Origin of the sequence: Streptomyces sp. NPDC001941 (assembly GCF_040296945.1) — a bacterium.
Classification (GTDB): Bacteria; Actinomycetota; Actinomycetes; order Streptomycetales; family Streptomycetaceae; genus Streptomyces.
Genome location: NZ_JBEOYE010000057.1, coordinates 35591 through 60781 on the forward strand (window position 1 = coordinate 35591; position 25191 = coordinate 60781).

Genomic DNA, 25191 nt, shown 5'->3' on the forward strand with positions numbered 1-25191 from the left:
CGCCGACGAGCGGAAGGAACCCGATGACCGGCCCCGCGACCCCCGCACCCTTCACCGCGGACGACTACCGCGCCCGCATGGACCGCGCCGCGCACGCCGCCGCCGACGCCGGGCTCGCCGGGGTCCTGGTCGCCCCGGGACCCGACCTGGTCCACCTCACCGGCTACCGGCCGACCGCGGTCACCGAGCGGCTCACCGTCCTCGTCCTCGCCGCCGGGCGCGACCCGGTCCTGGTCGTCCCGACCCTGGAGGCCCCCGACGCCGCCAAGGCACCCGGCGCCGGCGCGCTGACGCTGCGCGACTGGACCGACGGCACCGACCCGTACGCCGCCACCGCCCCGCTCCTGGACGCGGGCGGGCGCTTCGCGGTCAGCGACAACGCCTGGGCCATGCACCTGCTGGGCCTCCAGCGGGAGCTCCCCGGCACCTCGTACGCCGCGCTCACCGCCGTCCTCCCCATGCTCCGCGCCGTCAAGGACGCCCCCGAGCTGGCCAGGATCGAGGCGGCGGGCGCCGCGGCCGACGAGGCGTACGGCGAGATCGTGAAGGTGCGGTTCGCCGGGCGGGAGGAGAACGAGGTCGCCGCCGACCTCGCCGCGCTGCTCGTGCGCTTCGGCCACTCCCAGGTGGACTTCACCGTCGTCGGTTCCGGCCCCAACGGCGCCAACCCGCACCACGAGGCAGGGTCACGCGTGATCGAACACGGTGACATGGTGGTCCTCGACTTCGGCGGCCTCAAGCACGGCTACGGCTCCGACACCACCCGCACCGTGCACGTGGGCGAGCCCACCGAGGAGGAGCGGCGCGTCCACGACGTCGTGCGCGAGGCCCAGCAGGCCGGGTTCGAGGCGGTGCGGCCGGGCGCGGCGTGCCAGGACGTGGACCGGGCGGCCCGCGCGGTGATCGACGCGGCCGGGTACGGGGAGTACTTCATCCACCGCACCGGACACGGCATCGGGGTCACCACGCACGAGCCGCCGTACATGATCGAGGGCGAGGAGCAGCCGCTGGTGCCCGGGATGTGCTTCTCGATCGAGCCGGGGATCTATCTGCCGGGCCGCTTCGGCGTGCGGATCGAGGACATCGTCACGGTCACCGGGGACGGCGGCCGGCGCTTCAACAACACGGCGCGGGAGATGGCGATCGTGGAGTAGGGGGAGCAGTCCGGCCGGGGGACGAGCGGGGAGCGGTGTGCGGTGTGCGGTGCGTGAGGCCTGCGGTGCGTGACGTGTGAGGCATGACGCGTGGCGCGTGGCGCGTGACGCGTGGCGCGTGACATTTCACGCGCCACACCGCACATCTCACACGCCACAGATCACGCCTGACAGATCACGCCTCACAGATCACCCAGCACCACGCACCCCTGCGCGGGCACCGTCAGCACCCCGTCCTCGTCCGGCACCGACACCGGCTCCCAGGCGGCCAGTACCCGGACCTTGTGCGGGGCCTGGCCGCCGAGCGGCAGCCGGGCCGGGGCGTCGCCGAGGTTGACGGCGATCCGCAGGTCCCCGCGCCGGTACGCGATCCAGCGCGCCCCCTCGTCGTACGCCACCCGCACCGCCGCCAGGTCCGGGTCCGCCAGGTCGGGCTGGCCGCGGCGCAGCGCGATCAGTTCCCGGTACCAGCGCAGCAGCCGGGCGTGCGCGGGCCGGCCCGGCTCGCTCCAGTCCAGGCACGAGCGGTCCCGGGTCGCCGGGTCCTGCGGGTCGGGCACGTCCTCCTCCGCCCAGCCGTGCGAGGTGAACTCCCGCCGCCTGCCCCGGCGTACGGCCTCGGCGAGCTCCGGGTCGGTGTGGTCGGTGAAGTACTGCCAGGGCGTGCTCGCCCCCCACTCCTCGCCCATGAACAGCATCGGGGTGAAGGGCGAGGTGAGGACCAGGGCCGCCGCGCACGCCAGCAGGCCGGGGGAGAGGGTCTGGGAGAGGCGGTCGCCCTGCGCCCGGTTGCCGATCTGGTCGTGGGTCTGGGCGTAGCCGAGGAAGCGGTGCGCGGGCGTGCGGGTGCGGTCGACCGGGCGGCCGTGCGTGCGGCCCCGGAAGCTGGACCAGGTGCCGTCGTGGAAGAAGGCGTGCCCGAGCGTCTTGGCGAGCGCGCCGAGCGGCTCGCGCGCGAAGTCGGCGTAGTAGCCCTGGGACTCGCCGGTGAGGGCGGTGTGCAGGGCGTGGTGGAAGTCGTCGTTCCACTGGGCGTGCAGCCCGAGCCCCCCGGCGCCGCGCGGCGTGGTGGTGCGCGGGTCGCCCTGGTCCGACTCCGCGACCAGGAACAGCGGGCGCTCCACGTGGGCGCCCAGCGCGTCCACTTCGGTGGACAGCTCCTCCAGGAAGTGCAGCGCCCGGGTGTCGGCCAGGGCGTGCACGGCGTCCAGCCGGAGCCCGTCCAGGCGGTAGTCGCGCAGCCAGGCGAGGGCGCTGCCCAGGAGGTAGGCGCGCACCTCGTCGGAGCCGGGCGCGTCGAGGTTCACGGCGGCGCCCCACGGCGTGTGGTGGGTGTCCGTGAAGTAGGGCCCGAAGGCGGGCAGATGGTTGCCGGAGGGGCCCAGGTGGTTGTGGACCACGTCGAGCACGACCCCGAGTCCGAGGCCGTGCGCCGCGTCGACTAACCGCTTCAGCCCCTCGGGGCCGCCGTACGGTTCGTGGACCGCCCAGAGCGACACCCCGTCGTAGCCCCAGCCGTGCGTGCCCGGCACCGGGCAGACGGGCATCAGCTGGATGTGCGTGACGCCCAACTCGACCAGGTGGCCCAGGCGTTCGGCCGCCGCGTCGAAGGTGCCCTCGCGGGTGAAGGTGCCGGTGTGCAGCTCGTACAGCACCGCCCCCGGAAGCCCGCGCCCGGGCGGTGAGTACCGCCAGGCGTACGCGGTGTGGTCGACGACCGCGCTGGGGCCGTCCGGGCCGTCCGGCTGGCGCCGCGACCTCGGGTCGGGCAGCGGCGGGCCGTCGTCCAGGCGGAAGCCGTAGCGCGACCCGTCGGACGCGGGGGCCTCGCCGGTCCACCACCCGGGCCGTGACGCGTCGCGCGCCAACGCGTGATCCACACCGTCACATTGCAGTGTCACCCGGTCCTCGGCCCGTGGTGCCCACACCTCGAACAGCACTGGCGACCCCCTGGTCGGTCGTCGGCATCGCGCTCCCGTCGACCCCCATCAAACGGGGTGCGCGCCTCCGGCACCAGAGAGCCTCGCCGAAGGCGCGCGTCCGGCCCGCTGTCGGACGTACGCGTCCGGCCCGCTACCAGACGTAGTTGAGGGCCCGCTCGAAGTTCACGTACCCGGCCCGCGCGAACGCCTTCGCCATCGGCACGTTGCCCAGGTCCGTCGCCGCCCTGATCCGCGGCACGTCCTCGGCGGCCAGGATCCGGGTGCCCTCGGCCAGGATGTCGTCGATGTAGCCGTGGCCGCGGTGCGCGGGCACTACGCCGAGGTACGCGATGATCGGGTTGTAGTTGTTGCGCGCCGGCACCACGAAGCCCACCGGCTCGCCCGTGCCCGGGAGTTCGGCGATCCGCCACCACTCGCGCGGCGACGTGAAGAGCCCGAGTTCCTCGTCGTAGTGCTCCTCGGCCGAACGGCGCGCGGAGTACCCCGACTCCTGCTCGCTCACGGTGTGCGCGTCGAGCGAGCCCGACACGACCTGCTCCATCAGCACCAACAGGTCCTCGCGGTCCCGTACCTGACGGAACACCAGACGGTTCGTCGGCTCCGCCAGCGGGGTGCCCGGGCGCCACTCCAGGCGCAGCCGCTCCACCAGCAGGCGTCCGCCGCCGGCCTCGATCGCGTTCGTCCGGGTCTCCACGACCTCGCGGGCGGCCGGGTCCTCGCGCCAGTCCGGCGGTACGAACCGCCCGTACTCCGGTGGGGTCGTGCCCGCCGGGACCACCTGCGCGGCTGCCGTCTCCAGCAGCCGCCGGGCCACGTCGGCGCGCTCGGGCCCGGGCAGGGCGTCGTCGACGTCGAAGAAGTCCAGGGACTGCGGCGCGTCGCTGTCGGCCGAGGCCCACCAGGCGATGCGGGCGAGCACCTGCTCGCCCCGCAGGGCCAGCCACATCCACTCGGGGCGCCGGCGGCCCGCCGCGAGGTCATCGGCCAGTTCGTGATCAAGGACGTACGAGAGTCGCAGGAACAGGTCGAGTTCGTGCGGGCCCGCCAGCGGGCGAATCGTCACAGCGTCGTTCGCCGAGGCGTCGTGCGAGGTCAAAGTATTGGTCTCCCATAAATGTTCGAGTGCGCAGACCGTACCAGTGGCTGGTTCGCGAGGGCGCGGGAGTTTCCCCGGAGCGCGACATTCCGCCCGGAGCGGTGCGCGGCGGTGGCGACGAAAAGAACAAAACGCTCATCCCGGACGCCTGTTCGCGAGGGCGCGGAACCGTTCTCTTCTGGACACTCCGGGTCCCCCGGCCCGACAATCGCGTATGTGACGTCCTCCTACGAGCCCCACACCTACCCCGCGCGGCTCACCGACGCCCAGCGGGACCGGGTGCTCGACGTGCTCAGGGACGGCGTCGCCCAGGGCAGGCTCTCGCAGGACACTTTCGTGCGCCGCATGGAACTCGCGCTCGTCGCCCGCCACCCCGACCAACTCCTCGCGCTCACCGCCGACCTGCGCGAGGACGGCCGCTGGACCAGGCGGCTGTACGGGGCGGTGGAGCGGGCCTCCGCCTTCACCGCGGGCCTCGGCCGGGCCTGGCGCGCCGAGCGGCTCCCCAAGCTGCTGCTGCCCGAACCAGGCCCGTACCCCCTGCGGATCGGCCGCGACCCGTTCAACGGACTGCGCCTGAGCCACGAGACCGTCTCGCGCCGGCACGCCGAACTGAGCCTGCAGGGCGACCTGTGGGTCCTGCGCGACCTCGGCTCCACCAACGGCACGACCGTCAACGGCCACCGGGTCACCGGCGCCGTCCCCGTGCGCTCCGGCGACCTGGTCGCCTTCGGCCGCATGGGCTTCCGGCTCGCCTCCCGCTGAGCCCGCCGACCGCCAACTGCCCGGCCCCGGGCCGGGACCGCCAACCGGGTGGTCGCGGTTGAGCGCGCCCGGGCACGCGCCGATGCATCCAGCAGCGCAGTCGACCTGCTGCGCGCACGCGGATGCGAGGAACGGTGAGTCACATGGCCAGGACGGTCAGGACGGTACGGAACGCTCTGCTCGCGGTCGCCGCGGCGGGCGCCCTGCTCGCCCCGGGCGCCACGGTGGCCCAGGCGCGGGAGCAGGCGCCGCGCGCCTACCCCGGCGACTGGATGTACGTCGCGGTGATCCAGGGCGAGGAGGCCCTCGGCAACGTCAACGGCGCGCTGCTGCGCTGCCCCGACGGCAAGGGCGGGCACCCGCACGCCAAGGAGGCGTGCAAGGAGCTGAAGGCCGCGGAGGGCGACATCACGCGCATCAAGCCGCGCGACGGCGTCTGCCCGATGATCTACCGTCCGGTGACCGCGATGGCGTACGGGGTGTGGAACGGGCGCCGTGCGGTGTTCGCGAAGACCTTCCCCAACGAGTGCGTGATGAAGACGGCGACCCGGTCGGTCTTCGACGTGCGATGACGCGGTGAGGTGCTGACGCACTGACGTGCTGACGCGCTGAGCGGTGGGCACGGTGGGGCGCTGAGCGGTGTGCCCGGTGACATGTCACCGGGCACACACCACCGGTCACGCGCCACCGGTCACCCATCACCGGTGACACGGCCCGCCCCACCCGTGACGCGGCGGCCAGCGCCTCCCGGGCGCTCCCGCCCCGGGCACACACCACCGGTCACACACCACCGGTCACACAGCGCCGCGTCACCCGTTCGGCCCGCCCCGACTGCGTCCGCCCGTCCGCGGTGGTCGGCTGGTCCCGATGGACGTCGACCAGCCGGCGGGCATACGCACGGAGGCACCGCCGAGTCCGCTGGGCCTGGAGCCGGGGCGCGCCCCCAACGCGCTCTACCGGACCCTCCGCGAGGACTTCCCGCTCGCCTACGACGAGTCCCTGGGCGCCTGGCTGCTGAGCAGGTACGAGGACGTGGCCCCCGCGCTCGTCGACCCCCGCTTCACCCACGGGCACCGCCCCGGCGACGCGCCCTGCGCCGCCACCCACCAGGAGGTCCGCGGCGCCGGGCTGCGCGCCGCCGTCGAGCGCACCGCGCACGTCCTCGCCCAGCGGATAGCCGGGCGCGAACAGGTGGACCTGGTCGAGGAGTTCTGCCACTGGCTGCCCGTCGGGAGCGTCGCCGCCGCCGTCGGCGTGCCCTACCGCGACATGATGCGCCTGGTGCGCGGCCGGGCGGCCTCCGCGCTGGCCGGCACCTGCGGCGGACAGACCGCCGTCCGGGAGAAGGCCCTCGCCTCCTTCCTCGCCAACGTCCTCGACGACCCGGACCAGTTGGCGGCCCTGCGCGACGGACCCTCCGCACTGGTCGCCCGCGCCTGGACCGAGTCCCTGCGGCGCGACCCGCCCGTCCCCGTCGTCCTGCGGCGCACCGCGGCCGCGGTGCGCACCAGCGGCGGCACCGTCCCGGCGGGCGCGTCCGTCGCGCTGCTCATCGGCGCCGCCGGGCGGGACCCCGTGCGGTTCGCCGACCCGGACCGCTTCGACGTCCTGCGCGAGGACCCCGGGCAGCTCACCTTCGGCCCCGGCTTCTGCCCCGCCGTCGTGCTCGCGGGCCTGGAGGCGGAGTGCGGGCTGCGCGCGCTGCTCGACGCGATGCCCGCGCTCTGCTGGGCCGACGGGTTCCGCCCGGTGCACACCGGGGTCCTCACCCGAGCGCCGCGCTCCCTCCTGGTGCGTCCGCAGGGCCCGGCCGGTCCGCGCTGAGCAGCGCGACCGGGCCCGCCGACAGGAGCGCGTCGAGGTCGACCGTGCCACTGAACTCCCTTACCGCGCAGCCGGATTCGGCGGCCAGCACGTCGTACCAGGTGCCCGGGGGCAGCTCCAGGGCCGTCTCGCGCCAGCCGCCCGCCTCCGCCAGGCGCAGCGAGAGACGGGTGACCACCGTGACCACGGCGCCCGTGCGGCAGAAGGCCAGGCAGTGGTCCGCCGCCGGGCCGTGCGCGACCAGCGGGGCGTACGTGCCCGACTGGCCGAACACCTCCGGCTGCCGGCGGCGCAGCGCGAGGGCCGCCCGGGTCACCGCGTACTTGTCGTCGGCCGGAGCGGGCCGGTACGGCGCCCGGTTGTCCGGGTCGACCAGCGCTAGGTAGTGGCCCTCGGTGCCCTGGTAGAGGTCGGGGACGCCGGGCATCGTCAGGTGCAGCAGCGCCGCGCCGAGCGTGTTGGCCTCGATGTGCGGGGCCAGCTCCTGCGCCAGCCCGGCCGGCGCGTGCGGCGGGGGCCCGCACGGACCCGCCTCCACGAACGCGGTGACCGCCCGCTCGTACGCCTCGTCCGGCTCGGTCCAGCTGGTCAGCAGCGCCGCCTCGCGGACGGCCTTCAGCACGGCCGGCCCCAGCCGCCCCGGTGCCGGGTGCCCCAGGCCGAACGCCGTCTGCCAGGTCACCCAGGCCAGGTGCGGGTCGGGCGCTTCGACGTGTGACACGTCACGCAGCAGTGCCGCCCAGCGCTCCGGTGCCTGCGACAGGGCCGAGATCCGGGCCCGTACGTCGGCGCTGCGCTTGGTGTCGTGGGTGGACAGCGCCGTGCCGGTGGCCGGCCAGTCGCGGGCCAGCCGGGCGCAGTACGCGTGGAACTCCCGCGGCGACACCGCGGGGCGGCCCGGGTCGCCGCCCACCTCGTTCGCCGAGAGCAGCGGGGAGTAGCGGTAGAAGGCGGTGTCCTCCACGGACTTGGCCCGCAGCGCGGAGGCGGTCTGGGCGAAGCGCGCCCGGAACGCCGCGTGGTGCGGCCCGTCGCCGAGCGTCCCGAGTGCCATGTCACGTACGACGTCGACCGCCGCGGCCTCCTCCGGCACCGTGAACACCTCCCGGGCACGCGCCGCCGCCTCCGCGGTCAGGACGTCCTGCCCGCCGACCCGGTAGGGCCGGTAGACCGGGACCCGCACCAGCAGCTCGCGCACCGCCGTGCCCAGCGCCCAGGGCGCGTGGTCGCGCAGCGCGGGGTCCCCGGCGCAGACCCGGCCCGCCAGCCGCACCAGCGCGGACACCTCGGCGGCCAGCTCGTGGGTGACCACCTTGTACGCGGCCCGGCGCGCGGTCGCGTCCCAGTGGGCGCCCCGGTCGGCCGGGAGCAAGGTGAACTCGCGGTAGACGTCGGCCAGTTCCGCCGCGCCGAGCGGGTCGGTGAGGACGCCGTCGAGGTGGCGCAGGGCGTCGTAGCCGGTGGTCCCGGCGACCGGCCAGGCGGCGGGCAGGCGCTCGTCGCCGGTGAGGATCTTCTCCACCACCGTCCAGCAGGCCCCGCCGGTCGCCCCGTCGAGGTCGGTGAGGTAGCCCTCCGGGTCGGCGAGCCCGTCCGGGTGGTCGATCCGCAGCCCCTCCACCACGCCGTCGCGTACCAGCTCCACGATCTTGGCGTGGCTGCCCGCGAACACCTCGGGGTCCTCCACGCGGACCGCGATCAGGTCCGAAATGGTGAAGAAGCGACGGTAGTTGAGATCGGTGCGGGCCAGCCGCCACCAGCACAGCCGGTACCACTGGGCGTCCAGGAGCTCGGGCAGCGGCAGCTTCTCCGTGCCGGGGCGCAGCGGGAACGCGTGCTCCGCGTACCGCAACTCGTCGCCCTCGACGCGTAGTTCGTCCATGACTTCGCCGAGCCTGCCGCCCAGGAACGGCAGCAGCACCCGGCCGTCGCCGGCCTCCCAGTCGATGTCGAACCAGCGGGCGTACGGCGAGTCCGGGCCCTCGCGCAGCACCTCGCGCAGCGGGCGGTTGTGGCGGGGGGAGGCCGCCATGTGGTTGGGCACCAGGTCGACGACCAGGCCGAGGCCGTGGGCCCGGGCCGTCGCGGCGAGGGCCCGCAGGCCGTCCTCGCCGCCCAGTTCGCGCCGTACCGTCGTGTGGTCGGTGACGTCGTACCCGTGCGTCGAGCCCGGAACGGACTCCAGGACGGGGGACAGGTGCAGGTGCGAGACCCCGAGACCGGCCAGGCGCGGCACGGCCTCCTCGGCGGCCCGGAAGTCGAACCCCGGCTGGAGCTGGAGCCGGTAGGTGGCGTTGGGCGTCATGCGAACGTACGTACCCCGCATCGGGCCTTCTGTGTCATCGACCCATGCGTACGGTCACATGTGCCGCGTTACGTTCGCCCGATGCTCCGTATGTATCGCGAGGTGACGGCCCTGACCGGACCGGTGCTGCCGGTGGTGTCCTTCCTGGGGCGGCTGCCCACGGCGATGTGCCAGCTCGGGAGCCTGCTGCTGGTCGCCCAGACCAGCGGGAGCCTCGCCACCGCGGGGCTCGCGAGCGGTGCGCTGGCGGCCGGGCAGACGGTGGGCGGCCCGCTGCTCGGACGGGCGGCCGACCGGCGCGGACAGCGCGGTGTCGTCCTGGCCGCCGCGCTGGTCAACGCGGTCGCGGTGGCCGCGCTGGTGGCCGCCGCCCTGGCGCACGCGGCGACCGGCTGGCTGATGGCGCTGGGCGTCCTGGCCGGGGCGAGCGTGCCGCAGGTCGGCCCGCTGGCCCGGACCCGCTCGGTGGCCCTGGCCCGGCGCGCCGGGGCCGACGACCGCACCGTGGGCGCGGTGCTCTCCTTCGAGGGCACCCTCGACGAGGTCTCCTTCGTGCTCGGCCCGGCGCTGGTGGGGCTGGCGGCCACGGTGGCCCACCCGGCCGCCGCGCTGCTGGTGGCGGCGGTGCTGCTGGCCGGGTGCGGTACGGCGTTCGCCCTGCACCCCAGTGCCGCAACCGTACGACCGGTCACACGTGACATGTCACCGATGCACGAGCGCCTGCCCCGGTCCACCTACGCACTCCGGCTGACCATGGCCCTGCAGGGGGCGATGTTCGGGGCCTCCCAGGCCGGGATCACCGCCCTGACCGAGAGCCTCGGCCAGGAGTCCCAGGCGGGCCTGGTCTACGCGGCGATGGGCGTGATGAGTGCCGCCGCGGGGTTCGCCATGGCGGCCGTCCCCGAGCGCTTCGGGCTCACCTCCCGCTGGCGCGCCGCCACCGCCGGGCTGGTGCTGCTGTCCGCGCCGTTGCTGTTCGTCGACACGATGTGGTCGCTGTACGCGGCCGTGGTGGTGCTCGGCGTCGCGTACGCCCCGCACCTGATCACCGTCTTCGGGCTGACCGAACGGGTCGTGCCCGCGCGGCGGTTGGCCGAGTCCATGGCGTACCTGACGAGCGGGATCGTCGGCGGGCAGGCGCTGGCGCTGGCCGTGTCGGGGACGCTCGCCGACCGCGCCGGCGCCACGGCGGCGTTCGCGGTGGCGGTGGGGGCCGCGGTGGGGTGTGCGGTGCTGTCGTGGGTGGTGAGGGTGCGGGGCGGGGTGCCTCGTGGGGCGGAGGCCGTGCGGGTGGGGTGAGGGGGGTTCTGCCTCGCGGGTACGGGGCGGGGGTGCGGGCGGTCGTGGCGCGGGGCAGGGGTGCGGGCCCTCGTGGCGCGGGTCCTGGGGGTCCCCTACCCGCCCCTTCCCGAAAGCCTCCGGCGGCGAGAGGGGCGGGCTCCGTCCTCAAACGCCGGACGGGCTGGGAGGGAACGAGGCCTCTCGGCGGCAGCAGGCGGGCGCCCTCCTCAAGCGCCGGACGGGTGTGAAGGGGTAGTGGGATCCGGGCGGGCTTGAAGGGGCGGGTGTTACGTCGGGCGGCGGAGGACCGTCATGCTGCGGCCCGTCAGGGTGACCACGTCCCCCGCCGCCACCTTCGGGCCCTCCTCCGTGAGCGTGCCCGTCGGGCTGCCCGTGTCCACCACCACGTGCCACTGGCGGCCGTGGTTGACCGGCACCACGAAGTCGATCGGCTCGGCGCCCGCGTTGAACAGGAGCAGGAACGAGTCGTCCGAGATCCGCTCGCCGCGCGGGCCCGGCTCCGAGATGGCGCTGCCGTTGAGGAAGACCGACAGGGCCTTGGCGCTGGACGCCTGCCAGTCCTGCTGGGCCATCTCGTCGCCCTCGGGCGTGAACCACGCGATGTCCGACAGCTCGTCGTGCGTGCCCTCCACGGGCCTGCCGTGGAAGAAGCGACGTCGCCGGAAGACCGCGTGGTCGCGGCGCAGCCACACCATCGCCCGGGTGAAGGCGAGCAGGTCGCGGGCCTCCTCGTCCTCGCGGGACACCGCGGGGCCCTCGGTGTCGGGACCCGTCTCCTCCGTCCCGTACGACGCGGGCCAGCGCACCCAGGAGACCTCGTTGTCCTGGCAGTACGCGTTGTTGTTGCCGCCCTGGGTGCGGCCGAACTCGTCGCCGTGCGAGAGCATCGGAACGCCCTGCGACAGCAGCAGCGTGCCGATGAAGTTGCGCATCTGGCGGACCCTCAGGTCCCGTACCCCGGAGTCGTCCGTGGCGCCCTCGGCCCCGCAGTTCCAGGAGCGGTTGTGGCTCTCGCCGTCCTGGTTGTTCTCCCCGTTGGCCTCGTTGTGCTTCTCGTTGTACGAGACCAGGTCCCGCATCGTGAAGCCGTCGTGGCAGGTGACGAAGTTGACGGAGGCCAGCGGGCGGCGCCCGTCGTCCTGGTAGAGGTCGGAGGAGCCGGTGAGGCGGGAGGCGAACTCGGCGAGCGTGCGCGGCTCGCCGCGCCACAAGTCCCGTACGGTGTCGCGGTACTTGCCGTTCCACTCGGTCCACAGCGGCGGGAAGTTGCCGACCTGGTAGCCGCCCTCGCCCACGTCCCACGGCTCGGCGATCAGCTTCACCTGGCTGACCACCGGGTCCTGCTGGACGATGTCGAAGAACGCCGAGAGCCGGTCGACCTCGTGGAACTGCCGTGCCAGCGTGGCCGCGAGGTCGAAGCGGAAGCCGTCCACGTGCATCTCGGTGACCCAGTAGCGCAGCGAGTCCATGATCATCTGGAGTACGTGCGGGGACCGCATCAGCAGCGAGTTCCCGGTGCCCGTGGTGTCCATGTAGTACCGGGGGTCCTCGGTCAGCCGGTAGTACGAGGGGTTGTCCAGGCCCCGGAACGACAGGGTCGGGCCCAGGTGGTTGCCCTCGGCCGTGTGGTTGTAGACCACGTCCAGGATGACCTCGATGCCCGCCTCGTGCAGCGCGCGCACCGCCTGCTTGAACTCGAGGACCTGCTCGCCCCGGTCGCCCCAGGACGCGTAGGCGTTGTGCGGGGCGAAGAAGCCGATCGTGTTGTAGCCCCAGTAGTTGGCGAGGCCGGAGTCGACCAGTCGGTGGTCGTTGACGAACTGGTGAACCGGCATCAGTTCCAGTGCCGTGACGCCCAGTTGGGTCAGGTGCTCCAGGACCGCCGGGTGGGCGAGCGCCGCGTAGGTGCCGCGCATCTCCTTGGGCAGGCCCGGGTGCAGCATGGTCAGGCCCTTGACGTGGGCCTCGTAGATCACGGTGCGGTGGTAGTCGATCCTGGGCGGGCGGTCGTCGCCCCAGTCGAAGTAGGGGTTGACCACGACCGAAGTCATCGTGTGCGGGGCCGAGTCCAGGTCGTTGCGCGAGTCCGGGTCGCCGAAGTGGTACCCGTACACCGCCTCGTTCCAGTCGACGGACCCGGAGACCGCGAGCGCGTAGGGGTCGAGGAGCAGCTTGGCCGAGTTGCCGCGCTGGCCGGCCTCGGGCCGGTACGGGGCGTGGGCCCGGAAACCGTACCGCTGGCCCGGCATCACCCCCGGCAGGTACGCGTGGCGCACGAAGGCGTCCGTCTCGCGCAGTTCCACGGCGGTCTCGGAACCGTCGTCGTGCAGCAGGCAGAGCTCGATGCGGTGGGCGGCCTCCGAGAAGACCGCGAAGTTGGTTCCGGCGCCGTCGTACGTGGCGCCGAGGGGATACGCGTGACCGGGCCAGACCTGCATAGGCGAAATATTCCACTTCCGAGCAGGGAGCGGGTGGACATCTGTGCCAGATCCTCCCCGAAAGTGTGACAACCGCCTAGGACTTGGCTCCGTCCTACCGGGTGACCACAGGGAACGAGGGGGAACAGTGCACCGACTTGTGCGCCGCCACCTGGGAAAGCTGGTGGCGGGTACGGCCGTCGCGGTCACGGGTACCGCGGCGATGGTAGGAATCACCCTGCCCGACGAGGCGGGTGCGCATGCGCCCGCCACGCGGGCGGCCGGGATCCACGCGGCGGACGACGGGCCGGGGCCCGCGTCCGTGGCGCCCCTGGCGGCCGTGGGGGAGCGGGGCTCCGGCCTCGATCCGCTCACGGACGCCGAGGCCCGCCGGGCCGAGGCGCTCGCGAGGGCGGCGGACCGGGGGGACGCGCGGGACGTGGCGGGCGGGCGCGGCCCGCAGCGCCTGACCGTCGGCCTGGCCGACCCGGCCGGCCACGCGACCGAAGGCTCCGCCGCCCCAACGGGCGCCCGCCGCGCCGAAGTCCGGCTCTACGACTACACGTCCGACCAACTCCTGACCCGCACCGTCGACTTGACGACCGGCCGGGTCGAACGCACCACCGTCCAGCGCGGGGTGCAGCCCTCACCGCACCACGAGGAGCTGCGCGAGGCCCTCACCCTGATCCTCGCCTCGCCCCAGGGGTCCGGCCTGCGGGCCGCCTACCGGGACGCCACCGGACGGGCGCTGACCACGCCCGAACAGCTGTGGTTCAACGGCGAGATCTACCGCACCTACCGGGAGGCCCGCGTGCCGGCCGCGCTGGCGCGCTGCGGCGAGCACCGCTGCGTACGACTGGTGACCAAGGTGCGGAACGGGCCGTGGATCGAGCTGAGGGGCCTGGTCGTCGACCTCAGCGCCCGGACCGTCGTCCGTACGGCCTGACCCTCGGGCCCGATCCCGCACCGACCTCACAACTCCGCAGCCCCGCACGCTCGTACGAGTACGAGGGAGTCCGCCGACCATGCGCTTTTCCACGCCCCACGACCCCACGCCCCACGACCCCACCCGTCCCGGCACCACGGGCCCGCGCCCCCGGGAGCCCCGGCGCCGCCGCTCCCGCGTCCTGCTCGCCGTGGCCGCCCTCCTCGCCGCCCTCCCCGGAGCGGTCGCCGCGGCCCCGGACGCCCCCGCCGCGCCCCGCGCCCCCGCCGAGCCCGCCCCGGCCGACTGCGGCGCCGCGTACCGCATCGAACGGCAGCTGGACGGGGGCACCACCTGGCGCATGTGCTGGCGCTACGACAGCGACCACGGGCTCGTCCTGGGCGCCGTCTCCTACCAGCCCAAGGGCGAGTCCCGGCCGATCCGGGTCCTCGACAGCGCCAAGCTCGCCCAGATCCACGTCCCCTACGACGACGGCAACGCCGAGTACGACGACCTCACCGGCGCCGGATTCGGCTGGGGCCTGCAGTCACTGCGCCCCGAGGAGTGCCCCGGCGGCACCCTGATCCCCGTCCGGGTCCCCGACCAGGACCCGGTCAACGGCCTGTGCACCACGACACGCGCGCGCGGGCACGCGTACCGCCTGGCGAGCGACGAGGGCGACAAGGTCTGGCAGGCGCAGGCCACCGACCTGCTGGTCTACACGGTCAACAAGGTCGCCTGGTACGAGTACGTGACCGAGTGGCGGTTCACCGCCGAGGGCGCGATCGCGGCGAACGTCGGCGCCACCGGCAGCCTCGCCCCCGAGGACTACAACGGCGCCGACGGACGCGGCTGGCCCATCGGCAAGGGCGCGAAGGACTACGCCACGAGCCACGCCCACAACGTCTTCTGGAAGCTGGACTTCGCCCTGGACGGCTCGCGCCGCGGCCGGATCGAGCAGTACGACTCCAAGGTCACCCCGCCGCGCGGCAGCGGCAGTCCCACCGTGCGCACCACCCGCACGCCCGTCACCCGCGAACTGGCCGGTGACGCCACGACGATGCGCTGGTGGCGGGTGGTCAGCGAGCGCGGCACCAACACGGACGGCCATCCGCGCTCGTACGAGATCGTCCCCGGCAGCTCCGCGCGCCACGCGGGGCGCCCCTTCACCCGGCACGACGTCTACTTCACGCAGGCCCGCGCCTGCGAGCAGTTCGCCAGCGACAACATCCGCGACTGCGGCGCGCAGGGCGGCACCAGCGTCGACCGGTGGGTCAACGGCGAGCAGCTGGTGGAACCGGTCGTCTGGGTCAACATCGGCTTCCACCACATCGCCCGCGACGAGGACCAGCAGCCGATGCCGGTGCACTGGCAGGGCTTCCAGCTGGTCCCCAGGGACGTAACCGCTATGAATCCGCTCACTCCGGACGAACTGGCGGGGCACAACGGGCATCAGCAATCGGGCAGTTGAGGGAGGAGCCTGTGGATCCGGCTGCACCGCCGCCACCACCCGGAGTACCCTTCCTTGATCGTCGTCGGACGGGCGGGGCGTCACGGAGCAGAAGGCGGTGCGCGGGTGGGCTCGGGAGGGCTGGAGCTTCCCCCAGGCGGTGACACGGGACCCGAGGGCGGCGCCGCCGACCCCGACGACCTGCCGCCCGGAGCGGTGTCGCTGGCCCGGCCGATGGAGATCGGCGCCGAGCTCGACTGGGACGCGGACGCCTGGAGCGAGGTGCGCGTCCGCGCCCAGCGGGCCGGGCGCGCCTACCTCTGGCTCAACCTGGTCGAGCAGCGGCTGCGCGCCGTCGTCGCCGCCGTGCTGCGCCCGGTGTACGAACCGGTGCACGGCGACGACTGGGTGGTGGCCGCGGCCGGTCCCGCGGGCCACGAGTGGGTGCAGCGGGCGGTCGCGGTGCGCGAGGTCTCCCGCCGCAAGGGCTACCTCCTCGACCCCGCCGACGACAACGTCCTGAGCTTCCTCACCCTCCCGCAGCTGCGCGAGCTGATGGTCCAGCACTGGCCGTGCTTCGAGCCGTACGTGGACGAGCGCCGCGAGGTCGAACTCGCCCTGGACGAGCTGGAGGTGGCCCGCAACGTCGTCTCCCGCAACCGGGCCCTGACCCGCACCGTCCTGGACCAGGCCGAGCGGGCCTCGGCCCGGCTCCTGGAGATCCTGGGCAGCGGCGCGGGCGTGCCCTCGGCGCAGCGGCTGCCGGTGGACGCGGTGGAGGACCTGGTCGGCGACCGGTACGCGGACGTGGTGTCCGTGCACCCGGACCGGGTGCGGCTGCAGCGGCAGATCCCGGCGGAGGACCTCTTCGGCGGCGCGCGGCGGCTCGACGCGATCGGCATCGGCCTGAACCTGCTGGTGCAGAACTTCTCCGGCAGGCGGCTGGTCCGCCTCGCCGAGTCCGGCTGCCGGATACGGCTGCTCTTCCTGAACCCGGCCAGCAGCGCCGTCAAGCGCCGGGAGCGCGAACTGGGCCTGCGAAAGGGGGAGTTGAGCCGGTCGGTGGAGATGAACATCCTGCACATGCGGCGGGTGCGCTCCCGGCTGCGCGACCCCGGGGCCTTCGAGATCCACGTGTTCGACGAGACCCCCCGGTTCACCGCCTACCTGGTGGACGGCGACGGCGCGGACGGCGTCGCGGTCGTCCAGTCGTACCTGCGCAAGGCGCGCGGGATGGAGGCGCCGGTGCTGGTGCTGCGCGGCGGGGGGCGGCAGGTCGTGCGGGCGGGCGGGCAGCGCGGGGACGGGGAGCACGGGCTCTTCGAGACCTACCGCGAGGAGTTCGAGTCCATGTGGGGGGACTCCCGGCCGGTGTCCTGAACCGGGACGGTCGCGATGCGGGGTGCGTCGGCGCGCCGTGCCGTGGGTCGGTGTCCTGTGCGGCGGCGTCGCGTGGCGTGAGGTGGCCAGGACGAGGTGGGCGGCCGGGGCGTTGTCAGTGGTGCGTGGGAGGGTGGGAACCCACAGGGGGAGAGCACCACGAGCACCACTGAGGAGGGGCACGATGGCTTGGCACGGGGAGGCACTGGTCGGCTTCGACCTGGAGACGACCGGTACGGATCCGCTGCGGGCGCGGATCGTGACGGCCGCGATCGTCGGCGTGCGCGGCGAGGGGCCGGTGCGGCGGCGCGAATGGCTGGCCGACCCGGGGGTCCTGATTCCCGCGCAGGCCACGGAGATCCACGGCATCAGCAGCGAGCGGGCCGCCGCCGAGGGGCGGCCGGTGCGCGAGGTGGCCGACGAGCTGGCCGAGACGCTGACCGGGTACTGGCGCCAGGGGGTGCCGATCGTGGCGTACAACGCGTCCTTCGACCTGACGCTGCTCTCGGCGGAGCTGGAGCGGCACGGGCTGCCGTCGCTGGGCGAGCGGCTGGGCGGCAGGCCGATAGGCCCGGTCGTCGACCCGTACACGATCGACCGGGCCGTCGACCGCTATCGGCGGGGCAAGCGGACCCTGGAGGCGGTCTGCGCGGAGTACGGGGTGGTGCTGGACGGCGCGCACCAGGCCACCGCGGACGCGCTGGCGGCGGTCCGGGTGGCCGTGGCGATAGCCGAGCGCTACCCGTCGGTGGCCTCGCTGGCTCCGGACGAACTGCACGAGCAGCAGATCCGGTGGTACGCGGACTGGGCGGCGGACTTCCAGGGCTTCCTGCGGCGCAAGGGGGACGCGGACGCGGTGGTGGACCCGGCGTGGCCGGTGCGGGAACTGACGGCGGCGGAGGCCTGAGTCGGAGAGCCCGCTGCCGACTGGTCCCGGAAGGCCGGGGGTCCGCTGCTGACCGGTCCCGGAAGGCCGGGGGCTTGCTGCTGGCCGGTCCCGCAGCTGACCGGCCCCGGAGCCCGGCTCGCCGTGGAGCCCGGTCCGTCCTCGAAACCCGTCCCTCCTAGAAGGGGTACCAGCGCACCTCGGGGTCGTCGTCGCGCAGGGAGGCGACCCGGCGGCGGAACTCGGCCAGGGCTTTGGGGTTGACCGGGGCGTGCTGGGCCACCCAGGCGCAGCTCGCGGTCTCCCGGGCGCCCCGCAGCACCGCGCAGCCCTCCCATGCGCGGACGTCCCAGCCGTACGTCTCGGTGAACGCGTCGTGGGCCGCCGGGTCCAGGCCGTAGCGGTCCCGGGAGAGGGCCATGACCACCAGGTCGTGCTCGCGGAAGTCGGCGGAGAAGGTCTCCAGGTCGACCAGGACCGGGCCGTCGGGGCCGACCAGGACGTTGCGGGGGAGCGCGTCGCCGTGGATCGGGCCCGGTGCCAGGTGCGGGGTGAGGGCCGCCGCCGAGGCCGCGAAGCCGTCGCGGCGCTCGCGCAGGTAGGCGGCGTCCGCCGGGTCGACGGCGTCGCCGGCCAGCCGCAGCCAGCGCTCGACGCCGCCGAGCAGTTCGCGCGGGGGCAGGGCGAAGGGGGCGGCGGGCAGGGCGTGGACCCGGCGGAGCAGGGTGGCCAGGTCGCGGGGCTCGGCGGGGCGCTCGGGGTCGGGCAGCCGGTGCCAGAGGGTCACCGGGTGGCCGTCCACCAGCCGGGCGGCGGGCTCGGCGGCCCGTACAGCGGGGACGTCCGCGGCGGCGAGCCAGTCGGCGACGGCGAGTTCGCGCTCGGCACGGGACAGGAGCTCGGCGTCGCGGCCCACCTTGACCACCAGGTCGCCGTGGGCGAACACGGCGTTCTCGCCGAGCGAGAGGAGGGAGGCGTCGGCGGCGGGCAGGCCGGCGGCGGCCAGGACCGCGCGGGCGCGGGACTCGTCGAAGGCGGCGCTCTGGGGCACCTGGGGCACGTTCATGGGCACAGAGTCTTGCATCCGTGCAGGTTGGGCCGAGATCCGTGCGGCTTCCTTGACGAACCGACGGGCCGTCAGGACCATGACGATGCCACTACGACCACGCATTGGCCTTCAATTTCACATGGGGTGCAAAGGGGTCTCTTCCGTGACATTGGTGACCGCAACGGCGCGGTCCGGGAGGAAGGCGAGTCCTTCCGGCGGACCGGTGGACCACGGGGCCTGGTTCCTGGTGCTGCCCGCGCTCGTACCGATCCTGCTCCTCAGCGTGGGCCCGCTGCTCTACGGCATCGCGCTGGCCTTCACGGACGCGCAGTCCGGCCGCACCCAGGCCACGCAGTGGGTGGGCGTGCTGAACTTCCGGGACCTGCTGCACGACACGCTGTTCTGGGACTCGTTCCGGATCGGCCTGCTCTGGGCGGTCGGGGTGACCGTCCCGCAGTTCCTGCTCGCGCTCGGCCTGGCGCTGCTGCTCAACCAGGAGCTCCGGCTGCGCTGGCTGGCCCGGGCGCTGGCGATCGTCCCGTGGGCGATGCCGGAGGTGGTCGTCGGCATCATGTGGCGGCTCGTCTACAACCCGGACGCGGGCATCCTCAACGAGACCCTGCGCGACCTGGGCCTGGGCGACGGCCGGGACTGGCTGACCGGCCTGGCCACCGCGCTGCCCGCCGTGGTCCTCGTCGGCGTCTGGGCGGGCATGCCGCAGACCACCGTCGCCCTGCTCGCCGGACTGCAGAACACCCCGCGCGAGCTGCACGAGGCGGCGGCGCTGGACGGGGCGGGCGCCTGGCGCCGGTTCCGTACCGTCACCTGGCCCGCGATCAGGCCGGTCGCGCTGGCGATCTCGGCACTCAACTTCATCTGGAACTTCAACTCGTTCGCGCTGGTCTACGTGCTGACCAACGGGGGCCCCGGCGGGCGCACCCGGCTGCCGATGCTCTTCGCGTACGAGGAGGCCTTCCGCTACGGCCAGTTCGGGTACGCGGCGGCGATGGGCTGCGTGATGGTCGCCGTCATCTCCGTACTCCTGGCGCTGTACCTGGTCGGCCGGCTCAAGGGAGGCGATCAGTGATGGGCGCTCGCACCACGGGCACGGCGCGCGGCGGCTGGGACCGCACCGGCCGGGCGGGCCGGGCCGGGCAGTACCTGGCGCTCCTCGCCTACCTGGTCTTCCTGGCCTTCCCCTTCCTGTGGCTGATCTCCACGGCCTTCAAGCCCGCCCGCGAACTGGGCTCGCTGCACCCCACCTGGATCCCGCGCGACCCCACCCTGGACAACTTCCGGCAGGCCTTCGACGAGCAGCCGCTGCTGCGCGCCGCCGGGAACAGCCTGCTGGCGGCGGTCTGCGCGGCCGTGATCGCGGTGCTGATCGCCACGCCGATGGCGTACGTGATGGCGCGGCACCGGGGCAGGCTCGCGACGGCGGCGACCGGGTGGGTGGTGGTCAGCCAGGCGTTCCCGTTCGTGCTGGTGATCATCCCGCTGTTCCTGGTGCTCAAGAACCTCCAGCTGATCAACACCGTGCCGGGGCTGGTCCTGGTGTACGTGGTGTGGTCACTGCCCTTCGCGCTGTGGATGCTCACCGGCTACGTCCGGGCGGTGCCCGCCGAGCTGGAGGAGGCGGCGGCCGTGGACGGCGCGGGCCGGCTGCGCACCCTGGTGTCGGTCACCGCGCCGCTGCTCGCGCCCGGCATCGTGGCCACGGCGCTGTTCGCGTTCGTCACCGCGTGGAACGAGTTCTTCTTCGCGCTCGTCCTGCTCAAGTCTCCGGAGAAACAGACGTTGCCGGTCGTCCTGACGCACTTCCTCGGCGCGGAGGGCGTGGCCGACCTCGGCCCGCTGGCCGCGGCCGCCTTCCTGGCCACCCTGCCCTCCCTGGTGGTCTTCGCCGTGATCCAGAAGCGGATCACCGGCGGCATGCTGGCCGGGGCGGTGAAGAGCTGATGCGGCCGCGCAGGACGCTGGCGGCCGTGCTCGCGGCCGTGACCCTCGCCGCGCTCGGCGGCTGCTCCTCGGACGGCGGCGGGGGCGGCGACGGGCGGATCCGGCTGCGCTTCCAGTCGCTGGCCTGGCAGAAGGAGTCCGTCGAGGCGAACAAGCAGCTGGTGAAGGAGTGGAACGCGAGCCACCCGGACGTCCAGGTGGAGTACGTGCAGGGCAGCTGGGACAGCGTGCACGACCAGCTGCTGACCTCCTTCGAGGGCGGCGAGGCGCCGGACGTCATCCACGACGCCTCCGACGACCTGGCCGACTTCGCCAACGGCGGCTACCTGGCCGACCTGCGCCCCTACCTGTCCGCCCGGCTGCGGTCCGACATCCCGGAGCGCAGCTGGCGGACGGCGACGTTCGGGGAGGGGGTGTACGGGGTGCCGTTCCTCCAGGAACCCCGGGTGATCATGGCCAACAAGAAGCTCCTGGAGTCCGCCGGGGTGCGCGTCCCCACCCCGGACCGGCCCTGGACCTGGCCGGAGTTCCGCCAGGTCGCCAAGGACCTCACCGCGAAGATGGGCCGGGGGAAGTACGCGGTGGCCTGGCCGCTGAAGGAGCCGGTGTCGGTCACCCTCAACCTGGGCCTGTCCGCGGGCGGGCAGCTGTTCCACCGGGCGGCGGACGGCAAGGTGGACATCCGGTTCACCGACGCGGACGGGGTGGTGCCGGGCACCGTCCACGACCAGGTCAACACCGACCGCACGGCCTCGCCCACCACCCTGGGCAGCGGCGGCTCGGACACCCTGCCGGGGTTCTTCGGCGGCAAGTACGCGATGGTCCCGCTGGGGTTCTCGTACCGCCAGCAGATCGTGCAGCAGGCGCCGGAGGGCTTCGAGTGGACGGTGCTGCCCGCGCCCGCCGGGGCGGAGGGGACGGCGCAGGGGGTGAGCCCGCAGACCCTGTCGATCGCCGAGGACAGTCCGCACAAGGAGGAGGCCGCGCGCTTCATCGACTTCCTGCTCCAGCCGGCCAACATGGTGCGGCTCGCCCAGGGCGACTGGATGCTGCCGACCGGGTCGCGGGCGCTCGCCGACCCCGCGCTGCACACGCCGAAGGACGGCTGGGCGACCGGCGTCGCGCTCGCCCGCGACCTGCGCTCCGCACCGGCGCAGTCGGTGCGCGGCTATCCGGAGTGGAAGGACAAGGTGGCGACCCCGGCGCTGCAGGAGTACTACAGCGGCGCGATCGACGCGGCGGAGCTGGAGAAGCGGCTGGTGAAGGACGGGAACCTGGTGCTGGCGCGTTACCAGCGGGACTAGGACCTGTCCGGTCGATCATGCCAGGCGCCGCGGCCGAGGCGTGATCGACCGGACAGGTCCTAGGGGACCCGGAGGTCGCGTGCCCCGGGTGTGACCGGGGTGGGTCGGTCGTGACCGAGTTGGGGGAAGTCGGCGACCGAAACGCGACCAAGTGCGCCGGAGTTGTGAGGGACCCGTCGACAACTCATTAAGAAAGCTTGTTGAAGAAATCACAGCCGCTGGAAGCCCTTGATCTGGGCGCGTCAATCGGCAAGGGTTTCGAACCAGCCCCCGGGAGATCTTCCGCCCGGAGGCCATTCCCCCCACAAATCCTGACGAGGAGACCCCTCTTCATGGCAACTCACAAGCGTGCCCGCGGTTCGAAGCTGACGGCCGCGATAGCCGCCGTCAGCACGGCCGCCGCCGTCACCGTCGTCACCGCCGGATTCGCCGGAGCCTCGCCCGCGCCCACCCCCACGGGCACGGTCTACGGCCTCGGCGCGCAGGGCGCCGTCGACGGCAGCTTCGTGGTCCTGCTGGACCAGAAGGCGGACAAGGCCGGGCTGGCCGAGGAGTACGGTGGCAAGCTCCAGCGCAGCTACAACTCGGCCGTCAACGGCTTCTCCGCCAGCGGCCTGAGCACCGACGAGGCCAAGCGCCTCGCCGCCGACCCGGCCGTGGCCAAGGTCGTGCAGAACAAGAAGTTCCACGTCGACGCCACGCAGGACGACCCGCCGTCCTGGGGCCTGGACCGGATCGACCAGGCCGACACCGCGGGCGACGGCAAGTACGCCTACCCCGACTCCGCGGGCGAGGGCGTCACCGCGTACGTCGTGGACACCGGAGTCCGGGTCACCCACAAGGACTTCGGCGGCCGGGCGTCCTCCGGCTTCGACGCCGTGGACAACGACAACGACGCCGACGACGGCAACGGCCACGGCACGCACGTGGCCGGGACCATCGCGGGTTCGGCGCACGGCGTGGCCAAGAAGGCCAAGATCGTCGCGGTGCGGGTGCTCGACGACAACGGCTCGGGCACCACCGAGCAGGTCGTCGCCGGGATCGACTGGGTCACCAAGAACCACCAGGGCCCGTCCGTCGCCAACATGTCGCTCGGCGGCGGCGCCGACGAGGCCCTCGACGAGGCGGTCCGCAAGGCCATCGCCTCCGGCGTGACCTTCGCCGTCGCGGCCGGGAACGAGTCCGCCGACGCGGGCCAGGGCTCCCCGTCCCGGGTGAAGGAGGCCATCACCGTGGCGTCCTCCACCAAGGACGACGAGCAGTCGAGCTTCTCCAACTACGGCTCCGTGGTCGACATCTACGCCCCCGGCTCGGACATCACCTCGGCGTGGAACACCGGGGACGACGCCACCAACACCATCTCCGGCACCTCGATGGCCACCCCGCACGTGGTCGGCGCCGCCGCCGTCTACCTGGCCGGCCACCAGGACGCCACGCCGGAGCAGGTCGCCAAGGCGCTGACGGACGGCGCCACGCCGGACAAGATCTCCAACGCGACCCAGGGCACGCCGAACAAGCTGCTCAAGATCGTCGAGTGACCACCGGAGCCGATCCGGTGATCGTCTAGGGAGTGTCCGGCCGATCACGTCCGGCGCCGGTGCTGCGGCCCGGGCCTGATCGGCCCGACACGACCCGGGCGCCACGAACGCGGCCGCCGTGCCCTCCCCCACGGGGCACGGCGGCCGTTCGCGTACGCACCCGTGGCGAGCAGTCCGTACGGACCCGATCACCCCCTAGGGTGAGCCCATGCCGACCACGTACGCCGCCCTGCTGCGCGGCATCAATGTCAGCGGGCACCACAAGGTGCCCATGGCCGAACTGCGGGCCGTGCTCGAAGGCCTCGGGCACAGCGGGGTGCGCACCCACCTGCAGAGCGGCAACGCCGTCTTCACCACGGAGGAGACCACCGGGGAGGACGGCCTCGCGCGCGCCCTGGAGGACGCGGTCGAGGCCCGCTTCGGCTTCCGCGTCGACTGCCTGGTGCGCGACCACGCCTACCTCGCCGCCGTCGCCGACGCCTGCCCGTTCCCGGCGGACGCCCTGGAGGGCAAGCAACTGTACGCGGTGTACTACGACCGCGCGCCCGACCCCGAACGGTTCGCCGCACTGGACCCGGACGCCTTCCGCCCCGAGGAGTTCGCCCTCGGGGACCGCGTCGTCTACCTCCACACGCCCGACGGCTTGGGCCGCTCCCCGCTGGGCACCGCCGTCAGCAAGCCCGCGGTGGTCAAGGGGTACGTGACGACGGCCCGCAACTGGAACACCGTGCGCAAGCTCGTGGAGATGACCGCCGCACCCTGACGGCCGGCTGCCGGGCCTCAGTGGCGGCGGCTGCTCCAGCTGAAGCCGCCCGGCAGCCGCACCGAGGCCGAACGGTGGCCGTGGCTGTTGCCCGTGGCGTGCGCGCGGCGCCCGCCCAGGTGCCAGGACCAGCCGTGGTTGCTGACCTCGATGTGCAGCACGCGGGGGATCAGGGTGATCCGCTTGTGGTAGTGGAACGACATGGCGGCCTCCTTCGACCACCCCAGGGTGCGCCACGCCCGGCCCGCGCCGGTCACCGCCGTGTCACGACGCCGCAACACCGCTAAAGGGGAAGCTCTTCAGACCCCGGCCGTCTCCAAGGTGCGTGCCTGGTCGTAGCGTTCGAGCAGCAGCCGTGCCAACTCCGGTGCCGAACCCAGGACATCGGCCAGGACGTCCGCCCCGGTGGCCCCCGCCGCGATCCGGTCCGGCAGCCGGCCGGGCGCGATCACGTACGGCGCGACCGCCACCCTGCGCACCCCCTCGGCGCGCAGGGCCCGCACCGCGTCCTCGGTGCGGGGAAGGGATGCGGAGGCGAACGCAGGCCGCACGGCGCACCAACCGGTGTGCCGCAGCTCCCGCGCGATTTCAGCGATCACTGCGATCGCCTCCGGGTCACTGGAGCCCGCCGAGGCCAGGACGACCCCGGTCGAGCCCTTGTCGGCAGGGCCGAGCCCCGCCTCGTACAGCCGCCGCTGGACCGCTGCGAGCAGCAGCGGCGACGGGCCGAGCACCTCCGCCTGCCGCACCCGCAGCGACGCCGGGGCGCGCAGCAGTACGGCGGGGACGTCGGCCTTGGCGTGGAAGGCGCGGGTCAGCAGCAGCGGCAGCGCCACCACGTCCCGCACCCCCTCGGCCGCCAGGCGCTCCAGGACCGCGTCCACCGAGGGCGCGACGAAGTCCAGGAACGAGGTCTCCACGCGCAGCCCGGGCCGCTGCGCGCGCACCCGGCGCACCAGGGCGCGGACGGTCGCGGCGTGCCGGGGGTCACGGCTGCCGTGGGCGATGACCAGCAGGACGGGGCGGTGCACGGTGGACTCAGTTCTTGACGAGGAGGCCGCGGGTGCGGAGTACGGCGCGTTCGAGGGGGCTGAAGATGAGGAGGTCGATGGCGATGCCGACGGTGAGGATG

The 25191-nt window shown here is 73.7% G+C and carries 21 protein-coding genes and 1 pseudogene; 14 read left to right on the plus strand and 8 right to left on the minus strand.

Translation table 11 applies throughout. The features are described from left to right. The first annotated feature begins 23 nt into the window (after positions 1–23). Positions 24–1154: a M24 family metallopeptidase gene (locus ABT160_RS30875; RefSeq protein ID WP_351651216.1), complete on the plus strand. Its 1131-nt coding sequence runs from the start codon at positions 24–26 to the stop codon at positions 1152–1154. Positions 1155–1336: 182 nt separating this feature from the next. On the opposite strand, the gene treZ is transcribed toward ABT160_RS30875, so the two are convergent. Next, positions 1337–3094, minus strand: coding sequence for a malto-oligosyltrehalose trehalohydrolase (gene treZ / locus ABT160_RS30880; RefSeq protein WP_351651217.1), 1758 nt, complete (start codon positions 3092–3094; stop codon positions 1337–1339). 133 nt (positions 3095–3227) lie between these two features. Then, on the minus strand, positions 3228–4193 hold the full coding sequence (locus tag ABT160_RS30885) for a GNAT family N-acetyltransferase (RefSeq protein WP_351651218.1): 966 nt from the start codon (positions 4191–4193) through the stop codon (positions 3228–3230). 216 nt (positions 4194–4409) lie between these two features. Between ABT160_RS30885 and ABT160_RS30890 the strand changes: the two genes are divergently transcribed. The 3 genes from ABT160_RS30890 (at position 4410) to ABT160_RS30900 (ending at position 6782) form a co-directional block, all read left to right on the plus strand. After that, entirely contained in the window at positions 4410–4958 is a 549-nt protein-coding gene (locus ABT160_RS30890) for an FHA domain-containing protein (protein ID WP_351651219.1), read from the plus strand. A 143-nt stretch (positions 4959–5101) separates the two neighbouring features. After that, complete coding sequence (locus ABT160_RS30895) at positions 5102–5530, plus strand: SSI family serine proteinase inhibitor (RefSeq protein ID WP_351651220.1); 429 nt, start codon at positions 5102–5104, stop codon at positions 5528–5530. A 295-nt stretch (positions 5531–5825) separates the two neighbouring features. After that, complete coding sequence (locus ABT160_RS30900; protein WP_351651221.1) at positions 5826–6782, plus strand: cytochrome P450; 957 nt, start codon at positions 5826–5828, stop codon at positions 6780–6782. On the opposite strand, the gene treY is transcribed toward ABT160_RS30900, so the two are convergent. Continuing rightward, positions 6724–9087, minus strand: a complete 2364-nt coding sequence (gene treY, locus ABT160_RS30905) for a malto-oligosyltrehalose synthase (RefSeq protein ID WP_351651222.1) — start codon at positions 9085–9087, stop codon at positions 6724–6726. The genes ABT160_RS30900 and treY overlap by 59 nt on opposite strands. Positions 9088–9177: 90 nt before the next feature. On the opposite strand from treY, the gene ABT160_RS30910 reads away from it, so the two are divergent. After that, positions 9178–10386, plus strand: a complete 1209-nt coding sequence (locus ABT160_RS30910) for an MFS transporter (protein WP_351651238.1) — start codon at positions 9178–9180, stop codon at positions 10384–10386. A 269-nt stretch (positions 10387–10655) separates the two neighbouring features. On the opposite strand, the gene glgX is transcribed toward ABT160_RS30910, so the two are convergent. Then, positions 10656–12827, minus strand: coding sequence for a glycogen debranching protein GlgX (glgX, locus tag ABT160_RS30915; RefSeq protein ID WP_351651223.1), 2172 nt, complete (start codon positions 12825–12827; stop codon positions 10656–10658). 202 nt (positions 12828–13029) lie between these two features. Here glgX and ABT160_RS30920 point away from each other — a divergent pair, with 202 nt between their 5' ends. From ABT160_RS30920 to ABT160_RS30935, 4 genes are all read left to right on the plus strand, one after another. Further along, positions 13030–13752, plus strand: a complete 723-nt coding sequence (locus tag ABT160_RS30920; RefSeq protein ID WP_351651224.1) for a Tat pathway signal sequence domain protein — start codon at positions 13030–13032, stop codon at positions 13750–13752. A 79-nt stretch (positions 13753–13831) separates the two neighbouring features. Further along, positions 13832–15202, plus strand: a complete 1371-nt coding sequence (locus tag ABT160_RS30925; protein ID WP_351651225.1) for a copper amine oxidase — start codon at positions 13832–13834, stop codon at positions 15200–15202. A 105-nt stretch (positions 15203–15307) separates the two neighbouring features. Continuing rightward, a complete protein-coding gene (locus ABT160_RS30930; RefSeq protein ID WP_351651226.1) occupies positions 15308–16561 on the plus strand; it encodes a DUF5919 domain-containing protein in 1254 nt (417 codons plus the stop codon). A gap of 184 nt (positions 16562–16745) precedes the next feature. Further along, a complete protein-coding gene (locus ABT160_RS30935) occupies positions 16746–17468 on the plus strand; it encodes a 3'-5' exonuclease (protein WP_351651227.1) in 723 nt (240 codons plus the stop codon). 157 nt (positions 17469–17625) lie between these two features. On the opposite strand, the gene ABT160_RS30940 is transcribed toward ABT160_RS30935, so the two are convergent. Beyond that, complete coding sequence (locus tag ABT160_RS30940) at positions 17626–18513, minus strand: phosphotransferase enzyme family protein (RefSeq protein WP_351651228.1); 888 nt, start codon at positions 18511–18513, stop codon at positions 17626–17628. 145 nt (positions 18514–18658) lie between these two features. On the opposite strand from ABT160_RS30940, the gene ABT160_RS30945 reads away from it, so the two are divergent. The 5 genes from ABT160_RS30945 to ABT160_RS30965 all read left to right on the plus strand — a co-directional run bounded on the left by ABT160_RS30945 (position 18659) and on the right by ABT160_RS30965 (position 24059). Continuing rightward, entirely contained in the window at positions 18659–19582 is a 924-nt protein-coding gene (locus ABT160_RS30945) for a carbohydrate ABC transporter permease (protein ID WP_502984332.1), read from the plus strand. Then, a complete protein-coding gene (locus tag ABT160_RS30950) occupies positions 19582–20454 on the plus strand; it encodes a carbohydrate ABC transporter permease (RefSeq protein ID WP_351651229.1) in 873 nt (290 codons plus the stop codon). Before ABT160_RS30945 ends, ABT160_RS30950 begins: the two co-directional genes overlap by 1 nt. Beyond that, entirely contained in the window at positions 20454–21758 is a 1305-nt protein-coding gene (locus ABT160_RS30955) for an ABC transporter substrate-binding protein (RefSeq protein ID WP_351651230.1), read from the plus strand. The genes ABT160_RS30950 and ABT160_RS30955 overlap by 1 nt, the downstream gene beginning before the upstream one ends. Positions 21759–22090: 332 nt before the next feature. Next, positions 22091–23296 (plus strand): S8 family peptidase, encoded by a 1206-nt coding sequence (locus ABT160_RS30960; protein WP_351651231.1) that lies wholly within the window; start codon positions 22091–22093, stop codon positions 23294–23296. 208 nt (positions 23297–23504) lie between these two features. Next, a complete protein-coding gene (locus tag ABT160_RS30965; RefSeq protein ID WP_351651232.1) occupies positions 23505–24059 on the plus strand; it encodes a DUF1697 domain-containing protein in 555 nt (184 codons plus the stop codon). A gap of 17 nt (positions 24060–24076) precedes the next feature. On the opposite strand, the gene ABT160_RS30970 is transcribed toward ABT160_RS30965, so the two are convergent. The 3 genes and pseudogenes from ABT160_RS30970 to ABT160_RS30980 all read right to left on the minus strand — a co-directional run. Beyond that, on the minus strand, positions 24077–24262 hold the full coding sequence (locus ABT160_RS30970; protein WP_351651233.1) for a DUF4236 domain-containing protein: 186 nt from the start codon (positions 24260–24262) through the stop codon (positions 24077–24079). A gap of 96 nt (positions 24263–24358) precedes the next feature. Next, positions 24359–25090 (minus strand): sirohydrochlorin chelatase, encoded by a 732-nt coding sequence (locus ABT160_RS30975; protein ID WP_351651234.1) that lies wholly within the window; start codon positions 25088–25090, stop codon positions 24359–24361. A 7-nt stretch (positions 25091–25097) separates the two neighbouring features. Further along, a pseudogene (locus tag ABT160_RS30980) lies at positions 25098–25191 on the minus strand (ABC transporter permease); the annotation flags it as partial.